This is a genomic window from Labilithrix luteola, from assembly GCF_001263205.1.
Taxonomy (GTDB): Bacteria; Myxococcota_A; Polyangia; order Polyangiales; family Polyangiaceae; genus Labilithrix; species Labilithrix luteola.
The window spans coordinates 11,291,259-11,305,801 of record NZ_CP012333.1 but is presented as its reverse complement, the minus strand read 5'-3'; the positions used below and the strand labels follow the sequence as shown (position 1 = coordinate 11,305,801).

General features: G+C 66.1%; 13 protein-coding genes. 10 read left to right on the top strand and 3 right to left on the bottom strand.

Going from position 1 to position 14,543, the window contains the following annotated elements; translation table 11 throughout:
* Position 1: 1 nt before the first annotated feature.
* Positions 2-781 carry a HugZ family pyridoxamine 5'-phosphate oxidase gene (locus tag AKJ09_RS48655; protein WP_146654693.1) on the bottom strand — a complete coding sequence of 260 codons (780 nt, stop codon included), beginning with the start codon at positions 779-781 and terminating at the stop codon, positions 2-4.
* A 152-nt stretch (positions 782-933) separates the two neighbouring features.
* On the opposite strand from AKJ09_RS48655, the gene AKJ09_RS48650 reads away from it, so the two are divergent.
* Positions 934-1,233, top strand: coding sequence for a DUF2288 domain-containing protein (locus AKJ09_RS48650; RefSeq protein WP_146654692.1), 300 nt, complete (start codon positions 934-936; stop codon positions 1,231-1,233).
* Here AKJ09_RS48650 and AKJ09_RS48645 read toward each other — a convergent pair.
* A complete protein-coding gene (locus tag AKJ09_RS48645) occupies positions 1,230-2,633 on the bottom strand; it encodes a dihydrolipoyl dehydrogenase family protein (RefSeq protein ID WP_146654691.1) in 1,404 nt (467 codons plus the stop codon). The genes AKJ09_RS48650 and AKJ09_RS48645 overlap by 4 nt on opposite strands.
* Before the next feature lie 255 nt (positions 2,634-2,888).
* Between AKJ09_RS48645 and AKJ09_RS48640 the strand changes: the two genes are divergently transcribed.
* The 8 genes from AKJ09_RS48640 to AKJ09_RS48605 all read left to right on the top strand — a co-directional run bounded on the left by AKJ09_RS48640 (position 2,889) and on the right by AKJ09_RS48605 (position 12,308).
* Positions 2,889-3,980, top strand: a complete 1,092-nt coding sequence (locus AKJ09_RS48640; protein WP_146654690.1) for a hypothetical protein — start codon at positions 2,889-2,891, stop codon at positions 3,978-3,980.
* A gap of 125 nt (positions 3,981-4,105) precedes the next feature.
* Complete coding sequence (locus AKJ09_RS48635; RefSeq protein ID WP_169928568.1) at positions 4,106-4,675, top strand: RNA polymerase sigma factor; 570 nt, start codon at positions 4,106-4,108, stop codon at positions 4,673-4,675.
* Entirely contained in the window at positions 4,672-5,445 is a 774-nt protein-coding gene (locus tag AKJ09_RS48630; RefSeq protein WP_146654688.1) for a hypothetical protein, read from the top strand. Before AKJ09_RS48635 ends, AKJ09_RS48630 begins: the two co-directional genes overlap by 4 nt.
* Before the next feature lie 42 nt (positions 5,446-5,487).
* A complete protein-coding gene (locus AKJ09_RS48625; protein WP_146654687.1) occupies positions 5,488-6,666 on the top strand; it encodes a hypothetical protein in 1,179 nt (392 codons plus the stop codon).
* On the top strand, positions 6,663-7,871 hold the full coding sequence (locus AKJ09_RS48620; protein WP_146654686.1) for a WD40/YVTN/BNR-like repeat-containing protein: 1,209 nt from the start codon (positions 6,663-6,665) through the stop codon (positions 7,869-7,871). Before AKJ09_RS48625 ends, AKJ09_RS48620 begins: the two co-directional genes overlap by 4 nt.
* Complete coding sequence (locus AKJ09_RS48615) at positions 7,868-9,079, top strand: hypothetical protein (RefSeq protein WP_146654685.1); 1,212 nt, start codon at positions 7,868-7,870, stop codon at positions 9,077-9,079. The genes AKJ09_RS48620 and AKJ09_RS48615 overlap by 4 nt, the downstream gene beginning before the upstream one ends.
* Positions 9,076-10,431 carry an RCC1 domain-containing protein gene (locus tag AKJ09_RS48610; protein ID WP_146654684.1) on the top strand — a complete coding sequence of 452 codons (1,356 nt, stop codon included), beginning with the start codon at positions 9,076-9,078 and terminating at the stop codon, positions 10,429-10,431. The genes AKJ09_RS48615 and AKJ09_RS48610 overlap by 4 nt, the downstream gene beginning before the upstream one ends.
* The gene (locus AKJ09_RS48605) at positions 10,428-12,308 is read left to right on the top strand and encodes an IgGFc-binding protein (RefSeq protein ID WP_146654683.1); all 1,881 of its coding nucleotides are present in this window, start codon (positions 10,428-10,430) and stop codon (positions 12,306-12,308) included. The genes AKJ09_RS48610 and AKJ09_RS48605 overlap by 4 nt, the downstream gene beginning before the upstream one ends.
* On the opposite strand, the gene AKJ09_RS48600 is transcribed toward AKJ09_RS48605, so the two are convergent.
* Positions 12,277-13,197, bottom strand: coding sequence for a LysR family transcriptional regulator (locus tag AKJ09_RS48600; protein ID WP_146654682.1), 921 nt, complete (start codon positions 13,195-13,197; stop codon positions 12,277-12,279). The genes AKJ09_RS48605 and AKJ09_RS48600 overlap by 32 nt on opposite strands.
* Positions 13,198-13,283: 86 nt before the next feature.
* Between AKJ09_RS48600 and AKJ09_RS48595 the strand changes: the two genes are divergently transcribed.
* Complete coding sequence (locus AKJ09_RS48595; protein WP_146654681.1) at positions 13,284-14,426, top strand: SMP-30/gluconolactonase/LRE family protein; 1,143 nt, start codon at positions 13,284-13,286, stop codon at positions 14,424-14,426.
* The last annotated feature ends 117 nt before the right edge of the window (positions 14,427-14,543 follow it).

The window sequence follows — 14,543 nt, the reverse complement described above, 5'->3', positions numbered from 1 at the left end:
CTCAGGCGAGCTTCGCGCGCGCTTGCTTGACGAGGGCCACGAGCACTTGTCGTGCTTCGAGCGGCGTTGCGATTTCCTTGTCGAAGGCAATGCGTGCAGGCCGGCGCCCGGTCTTCGTGCCCACGCTGAGCTCGAAGCCGTAGCGATCGATGCCGGTCATGAGCGCATCTTCGGCATCCACCGCCCGCGTGAATGCGCGCGCGTAGAGGACGAGCGCTTCGGCGTGGTCGTCGTTCATGTGCTCGAGGATGCCCTCGGCGTCGGGCGCGAGCGGATCCGGCGAGGCTGCGCGGAAGTCTTCGATGTCGACCCAGCTCATTCGGCCGTACCCGCCGATGTAGCGCACGGTCTTCGGCTCGAGGCGGTAGAACGCGAAGTCGGCGAAGTCGGCGTAGTACGCCGAGCGAGGGTGCTGCGCGAGGAAGGCGTCGCGCGCGGAGGCGGCATCTTCGACCTTCGCGCAATTGCCGATGAGCGTGACGCGCCCGTTCGCGAGGGGATCTTCGGCGCGCGACTCGTGGACCATGAGTGAGGCCTTCGCGTCACGAAGCAAATGCTGCGTGTGCGTGGCGAGCTTGCTGATGAGGAAAATCGGATTGGCACCGTCGAGCGCGAACGTGACGTAGGAGCCGTGAGGAAAGCCCTCGGGATCCAATGTCGAGAGCGTGCCGGTGGTCTGCTGCGAGACGAGCGTACGCGCACGCTCGGCGTGTGAAGGCGCACGGACGTCGTCGTCGGTGAGGGGCGTTTCACGGGTCGGGTTCGCGTGCTGATCGGCCATGCTGGAGATCCTCTCGCGAAGCCTTCCACGTGTGGGGCGCGCGAGCAATCGCAGCCGCTGCGACAAGCTCAGCCCCTCCTCGGCTCGATATCAATGACAGCGCACGGCGCACGGCCATGGCGGCGCGTTGCGAAGCGCGCTAGGCGTGCGCCATGCGCGAGACGCTTCTGGCATCGATGGGCCCGATCGAGTTTTCGGACATCCGGGCTCACCTCGCGCGCGGCGCGGTCATCCTCGTGGACCCGTCGCTCGACCTGCTCGAGGTCGGGGAAGCGGTCGCCCGCGACGACAAGGCGCGCGTAGGCACGTGGATCGAAAAGGGGCTCATCGGCAAGCCCACGCTCGAGCAAATCGAGGCGTGGTCGAAGATCGAAGGCCCGGCCTGGACGTCGCTCGTCGTCCAGCCGTTCGTGCTCATCCGCGAAGGCGTGACGTCCAACGAGCCGAGCTAGACAGAGATCGGCACGAGTTTGCCGGAGAACACGACACCAAGGCCTTCGGCGATCGTCGGGTGCGTGACGACGAGATCGTCGATGGCCGTGTACGGCAGGTCGTGTTTCATCGCGAGCTGGAACGGCGGCAAGAGCTCGCCCACGCTCCAACCGAAGCCCGTGAAGCCGAGCACCTTGTCGTCCTTTGCGCCGATCAGCGCTTTGAGGAAACCGCGGGTCTCGTTCAGCGTGCGCGTGCGCAGCACGGCTGCCATCGGCGCTTTCGCCAGGCGATAGGGAATCTTCTTCTCCCTCGCTTCCGATTCGTTGAGGCCAACGCGCGCGAACTCCGGATCGGTGAAGATGCACGAGGGCACCTGACGGCCAACCGTCGAGCGATGGCCGCCATCGAGGTTGTCGCGAACGATGCGGAAGTCCTCGTACGAAATGTGCGTGAACTTCGGCGAGCCCGCGCAATCGCCCATGGCCCAGACATTCTCGGCCGTCGTCTCGAGTCGGTCGTTCACCTTCACGTAGCCGTTCGGAGTGAGCGCGATGCCGCCCTTCGCGAGGCCCAGTCCGTCGGTGTTCGGCGTTCGGCCCGTGGCCACGAGAAGGTGCGAGCCGGCGATCGAGCGCTCTTCTCCGGCGATCGTGCCGACGACGCGGACTGCATCGCCCGAACGACCCTCGATGCGCGAGACCTTCGCCTGGGTGAGAATCTCGATGCCCTCGCCGGCGAAGACCTGCGCGATGCCATCGGCCACGTCGGCGTCTTCGCGAGGCAGGATGCGCTCGCTCCGCTCGAGGACCGTCACCTTACTCCCGAGACGGCGCATGGCCTGGGCGAGCTCTAGGCCTACGTAGCCTCCGCCGAGGATCACGAGATGCTTGGGCAGTATCGTGAGATCGAGCGCCTCGACGTGCGTCAGTGGCTTCGCATCGGCAAGGCCAGGGATGGGCTCGAGCGTGGCGCGTGAGCCAATGTCGAGGAAGACGCGCGTGCCACGCAGCGTGCGCGTTTCCCTGCCGTCGTTCATCGTGACGTCGACCGTTCGATCGCCGACGAACTTGGCCGAGCCCCAGAGAAACGTCGTGTGGCTGGCTTCGAACTTCGAGCGATGCAAGGCGTGGAGTCCCTCGATCATTCGCTGCTTGTTCGCGTGGACACCCGCCATGTCCACGCGAAAGCCGTCGACGCGCATGCCGAACTCTTCGGCGCGCCGGAAGTACGACGCGACCTTGGCCGTGTGGATGACGTTCTTGCTCGGCAGGCACGCGATGTTCGGACAGGCGCCGCCGAGGTAGCGTCGCTCGACCACGACGACGCGTTGGCCGAGCGAGCCGAGGTGCCAACACATGAACTTGCCGGCCTCACCGCTTCCGATGACCACCGCGTCGTAGACTTCCGGTTCGGGCATGGGATGACCTCCGAGCTGCGCATCTGCGAGTCGATGCGGGGAGTCGCTACGGGCGGCCGACGGTGCAACCCACGTGCCCGATGCGACTCAGGCAATGCGCGAGCTCGAGTCGGAAACGTTGGTCGACGGCGCGACAGCGCACCCCCTTCGCCAAGCGCCGAAGCTCCGCGTGTGAGGCGATGCTCGAGAGCGGGTAGTGGTAGATTCGGGCCGGAGCTCGTGGTCAGAGGGTTTTCGCCGAGTCGCATCCGCGCGGTGCGATGGTTCGTCATCGCCGGCATCGCTGCCATCGCGCTCGTCGTCGCGTCGGCTTCGTCCGCGGCTCCGACAGACCTCGAACCTCTCCGCGTCGAGCTGTCGGCTCCGGAGGCGTGCCCTTCGAGTCCGACGCTGTTCGATCGCGTGCGCGCGCACACCGCGCGTGTCAGGAGAGCCGAGCCCGGCGAGCCCGCGCGGTCGCTCGTGGTCCGTATCACGCCATCGGGCAATGGTTTCGTCGCTCGGCTGGACCTCGTCGGGCCCGCCCTCGAGGGCGAAGAGCACGACGAGCTCGAACGCCGCGTACCTGGAAAAACGTGCTCTGAAGTCCTCGCCGCGGTGGCGCTCATCACGGCGCTCACCATCGACCCACTGGCCACCGCCGGTGGGGCGGTCCACGAGGCCCCACCGGCGGAGGTGGGGGTAGCCAACGATGCGGGCGCCCACGAGCCAAAGGGGGCTCGTGATGCGAGCTCCGACGGCGCACTGCAAAGCGATGCGTCGACGACGAAAGCCACGCCGACTGGCAAACAGGCTTCGGCTTCCACGCGCGGCTCTGGGCTTCGCGCGAGCGTCGGAGTGAGCCTCGACGCCTACGGCCTGGGCGAGCTCGTACTCGGTGAATCGGTCTGGGTGGAAGGCGACCTCCACACGTTCCTCGAACCGGCGCTTCGCCTTCGCTTCGCGCGCAGCCAATCGTTCACGGCCGATCCCGACGGCCGCCCGGCCTTCTTCCGCTTGAACACGGCGTCGCTCGAGGGCTGCGTTACGGCGATGGGCTCGAATGCAAGAGCTCACCGATCGCCACCGCTCGCGCTTCGGCCATGTCTCGACGCTTCGGTCGGAGCCGTCGACGCATCGTCGGCCGCGTATGGTCCAGCTCTCCACGAACGTCGCGCTTGGGCTTCGATCGGTGGGCTGCTCCAAGGGCGATGGTTCGTCGTGGGCCCGCTCTCGCTCGAAGCGGCATTCGGCCTGACGGTGCCCCTGATTCGCGACGATTTCTTCTTTCGCCCGCAGCTGCCCGTCTATCGCGTGCCCGCGGTCATGCTCGTCGGAAACGTGGGTGTCGGCCTGACATTCCCCTGAGTCACCGGCCCTCCGCGCCTAGTCAGGAGAGTTCCCGGGTGTAAGGCTCGTGGGCGCTCTTTTCGTGATCAGTCGGCCGATCGCCGGCCATCGCGCGCTGAACACGGTTGGAACAGGGAGGTCACTTGGGGCTGGCATCGCCGGGAGCCCTGCTGCGGGCATCGGGAACGACGGAGAGGGCGGACGACGCCCGGCTACGTCGTCTCGTCCATGAATACGGCGATTTCGTCTGGCGGAATCTTCGGCGCCTTGGCGTTGCGGAACACCTCGCCGAAGACGCCGCGCAGCAAGTCTTCATGGTTCTGTCGCGGAAGCTCTTGACCGTCGGGGAGGAGCACGAACGCAGCTTCCTCTTCGGCATCGTCGTTCGCGTGTCGTCCGAGGTTCGTCGTGCCCAATCACGGCGGCGCGAGATTCCCGACGTGGACGTCGAAGAGCCCATCGACGAAACGCCGAGCGCCGAGGCGATGCTCGACGAGAAGCACGCCCGCACTCTCCTCGACTCCATCTTGCAATCGATGCCCGACGATCCGCGGGCGGTCTTCGTGCTCTGCGAGCTCGAGGAGCTGAGCACCGCGGAGGTCGCCGAGATCCTCGGCATTCCCACCGGCACCGTCGCCTCGCGATTGAGGCGTGCACGAGAGCATTTCCACGCGTCCGTCGAACGGATGAAGCGCGCGATGAGGCAACCTTGAGCTCGGACGATTTCACCCCGATCACGAAGCAAAGCTCGGACGCGTTCGAGCGCGCGTTGCTTCGCGCCGGCCAGCGCGAACGTGCGCCCGAAGGCGCCGAAGGGCGCATCCTCGAGTCGCTCGGGCTGGCGGGACCGGGAAGCGGCACGGTCGCCATGGGGTCGCTCTCGACGTGGGCGCGAACGTGGGGGCCGAAGGGCCTCCTCGTGTCGGCGACGATCGTGGTGGCCGGCTTCGGTTTCAAGCTCATCGATCATCGCAAGCCTCCGTCGCCGAGCGTGGAACAGCGCTCCGAGAGCGTGCACGTCGCGGAAGCGGTGCCCGTGGCGGCGCCCACGCTCGCGGAGCCTGCCGCTCCTGTCGTTCCTTCCTCACGCGTCGAGGACCTTCCGGCCGTGCCCTCGGCGAAGCCCGTGGCGACGACGAGCGCACGAACGGCCGCCAATCGGCCGGCTCTTGCCGACGAGTCGGAACCGAGTCTCGCGCGCGAAGTCGAGCTTTTGGCAGGCGCACGCTCGGCCCTCATGGGCGGCGATGCTCCTCGTGCGATGGGGATCCTCGATACGCACGATCGCGAATTCGCCTCGGGCACGTTGATGCCGGAGTCCCAAGTGCTTCGCATCGAAGCGCTGGTCCAAGCCGGAGGTAACGAACGCTTGGCTCGCGCCGGCGAGCTCGCGAAGGCGTTTCTCTCCGTTCATCCAAAAGGACCTCAAGCACGACGCGTGCGGGCGGTCCAAGAACGTATCCAGGCGTCGACGAATCCTTGATCGACGTCTTCGCCGTCGGCCATAGCGCGGCGTGGAGAACCGATGACTCGAGTAGGACACGGCAACGTCGCGATTCTCGCGATGCTCGGAATTGCCTTTTTCGCAGCGGTATCGGCCGCGGCGTGCGGCGATCCCGTGGCGCTCGGCGGATTCGACGACCCTGATTCCGGAACGCCGGGCCTCGTGGGCGAGGGCGGTGAAGTGCCCGACGCGAGCGAGAGCAGCAATCGTGCTCTTTGCGTCGCCACCGAATGCCCCGTTCCGTACGGCACGTGTCCGGACGATGCGTTCCGCTGCCAAACGAACTTCGACTCCGACAACGACAACTGCGGAGCCTGCGGGATCCAGTGCCCGCACGGCGAAGAAGCCCGCGCCGTCTTCGGCGCCGAATGGTTTTGCCAATCCGGTGAGTGCCGAATGTCGTGTTCGGCGGATAAGACCAAGCACACGGCCGATTGCAACAAGGACGTCGCCGACGGCTGCGAAGTCGATCTCCAGTGCGACACCAAGAATTGCGGTGGATGTGGAATCGCCTGTCCCGCCGGATTGCCGTGCATTCTCGGCAGCTGCGGATGTCCGGCTGGATTGTCGTCGTGTGACGAGACGCGGTGTGGCGCCGAATGTCTCGACCTCTCGACCGACGACCTCAATTGCGGCACGTGCGGCAACGTCTGTCCCGAGAGCTCCGAACCCGCGCCGACGAACATGCGCTACGGCTGCGTCGACAGTACGTGTGGAAAGCAGAAATGCGAGGGCGGTTTCAAGAACTGCAACGACGATCTCGGTGACGGTTGTGAAATCAATATCAACGAGGATGCTTCGAATTGCGGTGGATGCGGAATCGCCTGCGCGCCGGGGCAGTTCTGCCAATTCGGTACGTGCAAGTGCTCCGCCGCCGAGACGCTCTGTGTGTCGTCCTTCGGGTTCTCGTATTGCGCCAATCTCGACGACGATCGTTCGAACTGCGGGGCATGCGAGAATCGATGCCCGTTTGCCGGATATCCGGCCACGACGGTTTGCCGACTCGGTCAGTGTGAAATCGAGTGTGCGCCCGGCTACGCGGATTGCGACGGCGTGGCGAGCAACGGGTGTGAGACGTTCGTGAACGCCGACCCCAACAACTGCGGTGCGTGCGGCGTGCAGTGTGATCTCTCGGTCGGGCAGCCGTGCGTGCAGGGAACCTGTCTCGTGGAGCCGTGCGAGGAAGGGCCGACGCGATGAATCCGAACCTCACGAAGCGCGTCCCTGCGACCTCGCGTCTGCTGGTTCGCCTGGCGGCCTTCTCGGGGCTTGCGGGCACACAGCTTTGGTGCGCCGCGTCCGATGACAATGCGCCCGAGGGGAAGACGCCCGAGACGCAACTCGAAGCCGGCGCACGGGACTCCGGGGACGGCCAGGATGCCTCGCTCGAAGACGCTGCGGATGCCGCCACAGTTTCTCGCTGCACCGAAGCGTTTTGCCGAGTCAGCGTTCCGGAGACGGATACCCGTTCGCTCAACGGCATTTGGGCGCGTTCCTCGACGGACGTGTGGCTCGTGGGCTCGTCGGGCTTCGCCGCCCACTTCGACGGCAACGGTTGGTCGAAGATCCCGACGGGGACGAAGTACACGATGCTCGCCGTCGCGGGCCTCTCGGATGGAACGGTCTGGGCCGCGAGCAACGGGCATTCGTTCTTCGCGCTCGATCGTCCGGCGGAGGACGGCGGCGCACCCATTGTCGACGGCAGCTTCTCGGGCATGGTCACGGGCATCGCCCCTTACGGAACGGCCGAAGCCTTCGCGGTCGGTGAGGTCGTTGTGTCGTGGGACGACCCGCTCGGTGGCGACGATATCTGGCGCTTCACGAACGCCGACGGGGAAGGGGCGAAGTGGTGGCCCGTCTCTCCTTCGTGCACCTGGTACAACGCGTCGCGCGGCTGCCCGACGTTCCGCGCCGTCTGGGTACAGAGCGCGACCACGCAATGGTTCGCGGGCGACGACGGCAAGATCTACCGCAGCGCGGGAGCCGAGGCCGATGGCGGGAGTGACGGGGGCGGGCCTCCGCGTCTGAAGCTCGTCGAGACCGATTCGAGCTCCCTGCGAGGCCTGAAGGCGCTCTGGGGATCCGGCGAAAACGACGTCTGGGCCGTCGGCGCGCAAGGCGTGATTCGCCATTGGGTGGGTGGTGAAGCGTGGACCGTCGTTCCTTCTCCAGTGACGGACGATCTCTACGGCCTCTGGGGCGCCTCGGCGAACGACATCTGGGCCGTCGGTGACCACGGAGCCGTGATTCATTGGAACGGCGCGGAATGGTCGGTCGCGCCCGTTCCCTTCGTGCCCACGAGCCGTCCGAGACTTCGTTCGGTCACCGGAGCAGGGCACGACGTCTGGATTGCCGGAGAAGGTGTGGTCCTTCGAACGGCGAGCACGTCAGGAGACGCGCCGTGAAGCGAACTCGGTATTTCGTATCCGCCCCACGCGCGTGGGGCTGGGCGTGTTTGGCCAGCGCAAGCATGGTTCTCGTGGTGGCCTGCGCAACGTCGAACGACGAGCCTCCGCGGGAGACCGAATCTCCGGTCGATGGCGGCTCCAAGCTCCCCGACGTCGAAGCCGCGGATGCTGCGGACGCCAGCGACGCGCGCGTCGATGGCGAGGTCTTGCGCTGCAGCGGTGAATTCTGTCTCGTCGACCTCCCCAACGCCGCCGGATATGGCATTTCGGAATGGCTGTTTTCGGGCGTCTATGCCGATTCGACCGTGGGTGTGTGGGCCATCGCGAACGGCGTTGCCGGCCGTGACGACGGCGCTACGACCCAGCTCCTGCGATTCGAGAACGACGCATGGAAGGTCGAGCGGCAAGTGCAACTCGCCGTCGGTTCGAGTGCGCGGAACGTTCGCCTCGTGTCGCTGTCCGGCAATGGCGCCGGCAAGCTCTTGGCCGTCGGTGTTTCGGATGTCGACGGGCAGGGCGTCGTCTTTCGCGGTGATGCTGCTGCGCTGTCCTTCACGACCGAGGCCTTCGAAGCGGACCTACGTGGCAGCTGGTTCGCAAATGCCGACCAGTCCTGGATCGTGGGCGGCGGTGGGCGCATCTTCCGCTCGTCGGCGCAGGGCGAATGGGAATCCGCCGGGACGGTCGAAGGGGATTTCTCGTGCATCTGGGGACGAGGCCCGAACGACGTCTACGTCGGCGGCTCGGTGTTCGACCCCGACTGGGGCGACAACTTCGGCGCCGTGGGCCGTCTCGTCGCCGGCGACGGTGGAGAGCCGTCGTGGCTGTTCGCGCGGTTCGATGCGTCCTTCGTCCAGCCCTTCGGCGTGCATGACGTGACCGCCGGGGCTGCCGTCGAGGGAGTGAGTTGGTGGTCGGCCGCCGGCGCATTCGCGAAGTCGGCGGAGACCGAGACGGGCTGGGAGCTCGACGCGTTCCAGCCGCCGATTCCTCTGCGGAGTTTCTGGGCTCGTTCGAGCACGGATGTCTGGGCGGTCGGTGACGTCGGCCGCATCTATCATTACGACGGAACGTCGTGGAAGCCGCTCGCGCTCGTCTTCAACGGAGCACCGCTCACGGCCAATCTGACGTCGGTCACGGGATCGAGCGCAGGCGAGCTCTTCATCGTCGGTGAAGGCATCGCTCTGCGAAGGAAGGCGCCATGAAGACGACGACACGTCTCGTTCGATGGACGACGCTCGGCTTCGGCATTTGGGCGTCGTGTGCGTTCGCTATCGTGGCTTGCAGTTCGAGCGACGACACTCCTCCTCGGGAGACGCCCTCGAACGACGCCGGCGGCACGCCCACCGATGCAGCAAGTGCAGACGTCGCGGTGAACGACGCCGCGAGCGATACGGGAGCGGAGGTCATCGTCGACGCCGCGGTCGACCCTGTGGCCTGCAGCGTGACGCCGTGCGTCCTCGAGCTCGCCGCCGGGGCCTCCTCGGTGTGTGCGCGCGTGGAAGACGGCACCGTTCGCTGTTGGGGAAGCAATGCGTCCGGCGAGCTCGGTCGCGGACCGGAAGGCGGCGATCTCTCCGGCACGCCGAGTGCCGTTGCGGGGCTCGCGAACGTCACGCAACTCTCGGGGGCGATCTCCGTTCCGAGCGATGCGTACTGCGCCCGCCGCTCGGACGGGACGGTGGCCTGCTGGGGCTCCAACACGTTCGGCGTTCTGGGGCGCGTCGTCGACGGCGCGGTCGATGTCGAATCTTCGCCGACGGCGATGGCCGTGGAGGGCGCCTCCGGTGTGGCCTCGATCGCCATCGGCCGTTCGATGGCTTGTGCAGCCCACACGACATCGGGCATGACCTGTTGGGGCGACAACGTATCGGGCCAAATGCCCGGTCAGCCGCTCGGTGATGGAGTGCCCTTCGGCCCGTCGCGATTGGACTCGGTCGGTAAGCTCGATGCGTTGGCACTTGCCGATCGCGGCACCGTCGCGCTCGCATCGAATGCGTCGCTGGAGTCGTGGGGATTGCGCGGCGACATGTTCGGGCCGGGCGTCGGCGTGCTCGGGCGCGAAGTTTCGCTCGATGTCGCGCCCCCAGGGCGAATCGATCTCGCACACGCGTCCGCCGTGGCGGCCAGTGAGGGAAGGGCGTGCGCCATCGCGAATGGGCAGGTGCACTGCTGGGGTGTGGGCGCGAACGGAACGTCTTCGGTCTATCCGTCGCCTGTCGCGCTGAGCGCGCCGAAGGGCGTCTACGCGCAGACGATCGCTGTCGGCAGGAAAACGGCGTGCGCCACGCTCTCGGACGGCTCGGCCAGATGCTGGGGCGACAACACACGAGGGCAGCTCGGTGGGGGCGATTCGGAGGTTCACTTCGGAGCGGTTGTCGTGGCCGGACTTTCGGCACGACCGGTGCGCATGGTGACGATGGATTCGGCCACGTGCGCCGTGCTCGTCACCGGCGGCGTGCAGTGCTGGGGCGGCAACTCGCTGGGCCAGCTCGGGATCGGAAAAGCCGACCCGCTTACTCATCTCCAACCTGAGACCGTGGGGATTTCGCCATGAGTCGTCGTTCGTCGCTTCTCTTGCCATCGCTCCAGCGCAGCTCCGTCGCGCCGATCGCGCTGTCGTGCACTGCTCGCCATGATTTCGCGAGCAAACCGGAGGTCTTCGGCGCCGATGCGCGTCGCTCGCGACAACGTCCGTTCGCTCGCGCGGCCACGGCGGCTTGTGCGCTCACGGCCCTGTCTCTTGGCGCCTCGTGCAGTTCGAGCAACGACGGTTTCGACGACCCGCCCCAGCAGCAGTTTCCACCCGCCGACTGCACCATCGCGTGTGCAGCCGACGGGCGTGCCATCGTCGATTGTAAGGGCAATGTGGTCACGGCGTGCGATTCGGATAGCTCGTGTCTCGACAATCGATGTGTTCCCGGTTGTGAGGCTGCGTTGAAGACGCAGAGCACCGTGGGCTGCGAATACTTCGCCGCCAAACCGTCGGCGCGCGGAACGTTCTTTCCCGATTACGACTTCTCTTGTTACGCCGTGATGGTGGCGAATACCTGGAATTCGCCGGTCACGTTGAGCGTCGAATACGACGGTCAATCCATTTCCTCGAGCTACTTCCGTATTCCTCGCGGGCGTGGAAAAGACATTCGTTACGACCTGCTGCCCGAAGGAAAGCTTCCGGCGGGCGAGCTCGCGGTTCTCTTTCTTGCGCAGCAGCCGCCGCAACCCAACGACTTCAACGACACCTACGCGCCTTGCCCGGAGGGCGTGGGCGCCGCGATCATCGGGCAGACGGAGGTTCGTGGAAGCGGTTATGGCAAGACGTTCCACGTGCGGGCATCGGCCCCCGTGGTGGCGTACGACATCTATCCGTACGGTGGAGCCGCAAGCTACATCCCGAGCAGCTCGCTGCTCTTGCCCACCTCGGCGTGGGCCACCGACAACCTGGCCATGGATGGCTATTCGGCCGATTCGGATACGGCCAAACAAGGCGCGCTGCCGTACTTCCAGATCCTCGCGCAAGAAGACGACACGCACGTGACGCTCGTTCCCACCGCCACCTTGAGCAGCGCCGGCGGCGCTCCGCAGGTCGAGAAGGGGCAAACGACCCAACTCACGCTTCGACGTGGCGAGTTCGTCCAGTTCACCCAGGTCGAAGAGGTCAACGGTACGCCTGTCGCGGCGGACAAGCCCGTGTCGCTCGTCGGAGGCACGACGTGCATCACGATCCCCAACACGTCACCTGCGTGCGATACGGTGCATCAGCAGCTGCCGCCGATTCGGCTCCTCGGCGATGGCTACGTGGCCACGCGCTATCGTGATCGCCAGGGACCCGCCGAGCCGGAGACCACGCCGTGGCGTATCCTCGCCGCCGCCGATGGCACCACGCTGACGTACGATCCGCCCGTGCCCGGTGCTCCCACGACACTCGATCGAGGCAAATGGGCCGAGTTCTGGGCCCCGGGGCCGTTCGTGGTCCGCAGCCAAGATCCGACACATCCGATTTACGTTGCCTCGTACATGACGGCCGGCGGCCCCATCTCGACGAACGACGGTGATCCCGAGTTCGTGAACGTGGTGCCGATTGGCCAGTATCTCTCGTCGTACGTGTTCTTGACCGATCCCACGTACGGCAACACGAATCTCGTCTTCGTTCGTGCGCCCGCGGAAGGCAAATACGAAGACATCGAGCTCGATTGCTTGGGGACGGTCGGCAACTGGCAGTCGGTCGGCGGCAGCGGCTATCAAGTGGCCTACGTCGATCTCGTCCGTGCAGGTTTCCCCCAGGGAAATTGCGACAACGGCGTCCACCGCGCGTCGAGCAAAGCTCCCTTCGGCCTCACGGTCTGGGGCTGGGATCGCTACGCGAGCTACGGCTTCCCAGCGGGGATGGGAACGAAGCCACTCAACGACGTCGGGGCGATTCCCGTTCGGTAGGAGGAGTGAAAAGGCGGCTGGAGACGAAATCGACGAAGGCGCGGAGCTTCGGCGAGAGCCGCCGACTCGAAGGCCAGAGCAACCAGAAGCGGTGCGGATTGACGAGGAGCGGGTCGAGAACGCTCACGAGTCGTCCATCGTCGAGGGCTTCGCGTGCGAGGAAGTCCGGCATGTACGCGATGCCCATGCCCTCGATCGCGCCCATCCGCAGCCCTTCGCAATTGTTGCAGGTCAGTACCGTGCGGGCGCGAAGCGGGCGTTCCGCGCTGGCTCGCTTCACTTGCCACTCCTGCAGTTTTCCCGTGGTGGGAATTCGAAAGTGAATCTGCCGATGGCGCTCGAGCTCTTCGGCGGAGCGAGGCGTGCCATGCGCTCGCAAGTATTCGGGTGAAGCGCAGAGAACGAAGCGAAAGGCGCCGAGACGTCGAGACGCGAGCTGCGAATCGCGGAGATTGCCGCTCCGGATGACCGCGTCGAATCCTTCTTCGATGACATCGACCATGCGATCGTCGAAGTCGAGATCGAGCTCGATGTCCGGATAGAGCGCGGTGAACTCGGGCAAAACGGGGAGCAGGAAGCGGTACCCCACCGTCGGCGTGCTGATCCGCAAGAGCCCGCGCGGAACCTGACTCGCGTCGGTCACGACGTTCTCGGCCTCTTCCAAGTCGTCCAGAATGCGATGGCAGCGCTCGTAGTAGAGCGCGCCTTCCGTCGTCAGTCGCACGCGCCTCGTCGTTCGATGGAACAGCCGCACGCCGAGCTTCTCCTCGAGCTTGGCGACGTTTTTGCCTACCGCCGACGCGGAAATGCCGAGCTGCCTCCCGGCTGCCACGAAGCTCGAAGTCTCCGCCGTGCGCACGAACGAGACGATGGCGGTCAGGCGATCCATGCCCCGACATTAGAGAGTTTTGCTCCGCAATCAACGGAGCTGGCGGCGGTTTATCGGACGGGCGCGCTTCCGTAGGTTCCTCGCGCATGATGAAGCGAACGTTTCGATGGCTCCGTGGCGGCGTGGGCGTGCTCGCGTGGCTCGTCGTGTCCTGTGGCGCAGCCGTGGGGCCTCGTCCTGGGAGCTCGACCGCCGTTCCGTCGACCGACCTCGTGCCTGGGCCGTTCGTCACGGGCGTTTGGAATCCCGAAGACCTCATTCGGGTCCCCAACACTCCCTGGGTGCTCGTCAGCGCGATGAAGTCGGAACGCGCTCCCGGCGCCCTGCTCGCTGTCGACGTACGGTATCCGACCGAGTCGCTTTCGTTGTGGCCTCGTCCGGCTCCGAGCGCTGCGCCTGGCGATTCCGCGCCCGTCTTTGCGCCTCACGGAATCGATGTGCGCCCCATTGGCGATGGCAAGTTCGAATTGCTCGTCGTCGACCACGGAGGCGGGGAATTCATCGATCGCTTTTCGCTCGAGGCTCGTGGTGACGACGCCCCGGTGATTCGGTTCGTCGGACGTGTCGTTCTCCCCGCCGGGACGTCGGCGAACGGCGTCGCCGCGACCGCCGACGGTGGTTTCGTGATGACGAGCATGTTCGATCCGCGCGATTCCGACTTCGTCGCCAAGTTCGCAGCTGCTCGGCCGACCGGCAGCGTGTGGCGATGGTCCGAGGCGGCGGGATGGACCGAGCTTCCCACGCCTCGCCTTTCGGGGGCGAACGGGATCATCGTCACGCGCGACGGGAAACACGTGGTCGTCGCGGAATGGGCCGGGCGGCGACTCTGGCGTATCCCGCTCGCGAGCGACGCAACGGATAGGCCGCGTTCCGTCGCGGTGCCGTTCCTGCCGGACAACCTCCGATGGACGCACGCCGGCGATCTGCTCCTCGCCGGGCAGACCACGGCACCGGAGGAGCTCTTCGGTTGCGAACCCGAGCGCTGTCCGAAGGGCTTCGTCGTGGCGCGTGTCGACGCCGACATCTTGTCGATGACTCCGATCCTTCGCGGCGACGACGCCTCCGCCGCCAAGAGCGGCTTCCTTGCGGCGACGGGCGCGATTCAGGTCGGTGAGACCATTTGGGTCGGCAGCTTCATGGGCAAGAGCCTGGGCTGTTACGAGCCGCGCACGCCCGTCGAGCGGACCGCCGCGCTGCAACCCACGAGGTGCTTTCGTCCTGCTCGGTAGACCGACGATGCGCACATCCAGCTCCAACCCTCCCTGGAGCCAAAGGCCTCCTTTTTCCGGGCTATCCAGAAAATCGGTCCGGCACTCGTCACATCGGTGAGGTCGCATCCGTCAACG